Raw genomic sequence first — 2,769 nt, forward strand, 5'->3', positions numbered from 1 at the left:
CTGCCGGTCCATGTCACTGACGCCGGCCTGCCGCTCGGCGTCCAGGCGGCCGGCCGTCCGGGCGACGAAGAGACGCTTTTGTCGCTCGCCGCGCAGATGGAGAAGATCTCGGGTTGGCTGGACCGCAGGGCGCCGCTGATGGTGCCGACACGATGACGAGGTCGTGAAGCGCTTGAATATGACAGCAAAGCCATTTGCGGGCGGCGCCAATTCCCGCTAAGACGCCGCCGTCCTTACCTGATGCATGTCGCCCAAAAGTGTCCAGGGGTTTTGGGACAACGACGTGCTTAAAATAAAAAGCCGGGAACCAAACCGATGACGGAAATAACCGCCACCGCCGAAATGCAGGCAGCCCTGTTGTCGCGGGCGCTGCCCTACATGCAGCGCTACGAACACAAGACGGTCGTGGTGAAATATGGCGGCCATGCCATGGGCGATATCGAACTCGGCAAGGCCTTCGCGCGCGACATCGCGCTGCTCAAGCAGTCCGGCGTCAACCCGATCGTCGTCCATGGCGGCGGCCCGCAGATCGGCGCCATGCTGGCCAAGATGGGCATCGAATCCAAGTTCGAGGGCGGCCTGCGCGTCACCGACCAGAAGACGGTCGAGATCGTCGAAATGGTGCTGGCCGGTTCGATCAACAAGGAGATCGTCGCGCTGATCAACGCCGAGGGCGAATGGGCGATCGGTCTCTGCGGCAAGGACGGCAACATGGTTTTCGCCGAAAAGGCTCGCAAGACCATGATCGATCCGGACTCCAACATCGAGCGCGTGCTCGATCTCGGCTTCGTCGGCGAGCCGGTCGAGGTCGACCGCACCTTGCTCGATCTTCTGGCACGCTCCGAAATGATCCCGGTGCTGGCGCCGGTGGCGCCAGGGCGCGACGGCCACACCTACAACATCAATGCCGACACCTTCGCCGGCGCCATTGCCGGCGCCTGCCAGGCGACGCGCCTGCTGTTCCTCACCGACGTGCCTGGTGTGCTCGACAAGAACAAGAAGCTGATCGACGAACTGACCGTGGCCGAGGCCAAGGCGCTGATCAAGGACGGCACGGTCTCGGGCGGCATGATCCCCAAGGTCGAGACCTGCATCGAAGCGATCGAACGCGGTGTCGAAGGCGTCGTCATCCTCAACGGCAAGACGCCGCATGCGGTGCTGTTGGAACTGTTCACCGAACATGGCGCCGGCACGCTGATCGTGCCCTGAGGGGCTCGTCAGCCGGCTAACTTTTTCGCCTCGGAATCTTCAATATTGCCGATGGTGGGAATGGCGAGCTTTCTGGCCGGCCGTGAAACCGTCATCGATTCCTCCTCGGCGTCCTGCGGCGCGCCCCAGAATTCAGCCAGCGTCGGGCCGTCTTTCACCCTGACGTCGCGGACCAGAAAACCCCAGACCTCGCGGAACCAGACGCGGCGGCCCATCTGTGTGTACCAGCGCATCGAATGCCGCTGCTCGGGATCCTTGTGTAACAGGATGCGGGCCAGCGCCTTCGGCCGTGATTGCACCGCCAGCTCGATCAGCTTGACGCTGAAGAACAGCATCCAGGGTTTCAGCCGCGTCATCTGCAGCACCTGGTGCTTGTAATCCCACAAGCGCGCATCCTGCTGGATCACCTTGCGATCCCGCGCGATGCGGAAGAACGGCGTCCAGCGATGCGGCGTCACATAGAGCGCCTGGATCTGGTCGGGGTCATAGGCGATGAGCTGGCGAAAGCCGCGCCACAGATCGCGGAACCCTTCGTCCTCGAAGCCGGCCACCCAGGTCGCCATCGACAGGATGCCGTTGAGGCGCAGCAGCCTTATCGCCTCGCGGTCGGATGATGTGCTGCCGCCCTTGCGGATCAATTGAAGCGTCTGCTCGTCGGTGTTTTCCATGCCGAGCAGCCAGCGGATGACGCCGGCCTTGCGGTAGAGATGCAGGGTGTCGGCATCGCGCACTATGTCGTCGGCACGGGTCGAACCGACGATCAGCACCGGCACGTTCTCGGCGATAAGGGCGTCGAGGAAGGCACGCCAGGCCTTCTTCGAGACCGTCGGATTCTCGTCGGCGAGATTGATCAGCTCGACGCCGTGCTCGCGGTGCAGCCAGGCGATCTCCCTGGCGAATTTCACCGGATCGCGATGCCGCCAGCGGGTCCAGAAGCCGCGCTGGCCGCAATAATTGCACAGATGCGGACAGCCGCGCGAAAACTGCATGACCACGGCCCGCTTGCCGCCCCAGTAACTGTACCGCGAGTGCTCAATCAGCTCCCAACCGACGCGGTAGGCGTCGAGGTCGGCAATGGTCATGGCCGCCTGTGTGGCGAAGGGGCGGCTGAGATCGTCGCGATAGGCGATGCCGGCCACGCTCGCCGGCGGCTGGTGCATTTCCAGCGCCTCGACCAGCGCCACGACGGTCGCCTCGCCCTCGCCGCGCACGATGAAGTCGAAAGCATCGGTAGCGGCCAGGATGTCGCGCCAATGATAGGTCGGGAAAACGCCGCCATAGACGATGATGGTCGCCGGCTCCCGCTGCTTGATCTGCTCAGCGATCAGCAAGGCGGTCGGGTGCGCCGAGGTCGAGCCGGAATGGCCGATCAGGACGAAGTCGGGGTGGTCCTCCAGTGCGTTGCGTACGACGTCATCGAGCGGCATCGGCCCAAACTCGGCGTCGACGAGCCGCACCTGATGGCCGGCATCGATCAGCGGTCCGCCGATCGCCAGCAGGCCGAGCGGCGGCAAATGATCGTCGGGCACGCGGCTGCCGATGGCGGTGTGCGGCGGATTG

The 2,769-nt window shown here is 64.1% G+C and carries 2 protein-coding genes; one reads left to right on the forward strand and one right to left on the reverse strand.

What is annotated here, in order from left to right; all coding sequences use genetic code 11:
- Positions 1 to 315: 315 nt before the first annotated feature.
- Positions 316 to 1,209, forward strand: a complete 894-nt coding sequence (gene argB / locus EN939_RS28590) for an acetylglutamate kinase (protein WP_013528489.1) — start codon at positions 316 to 318, stop codon at positions 1,207 to 1,209.
- An 8-nt stretch (positions 1,210 to 1,217) separates the two neighbouring features.
- Here the strand turns inward: argB and bchE are convergent.
- Positions 1,218 to 2,769: magnesium-protoporphyrin IX monomethyl ester anaerobic oxidative cyclase (gene bchE, locus EN939_RS28595; RefSeq protein WP_127271055.1), on the reverse strand; the 1,552-nt coding region annotated here is incomplete at its 5' end.

The organism is Mesorhizobium sp. M7A.F.Ca.CA.002.05.1.1 (assembly GCF_003998335.1).
Taxonomy (GTDB): domain Bacteria; phylum Pseudomonadota; class Alphaproteobacteria; order Rhizobiales; family Rhizobiaceae; genus Mesorhizobium.

Coding starts and splice junctions, on each gene's coding strand:
- argB (WP_013528489.1), top strand. CDS start 316: ATGACGGAAATAACCGCCACCGCCGAAATGCAGGCAGCCCTGTTGTCG.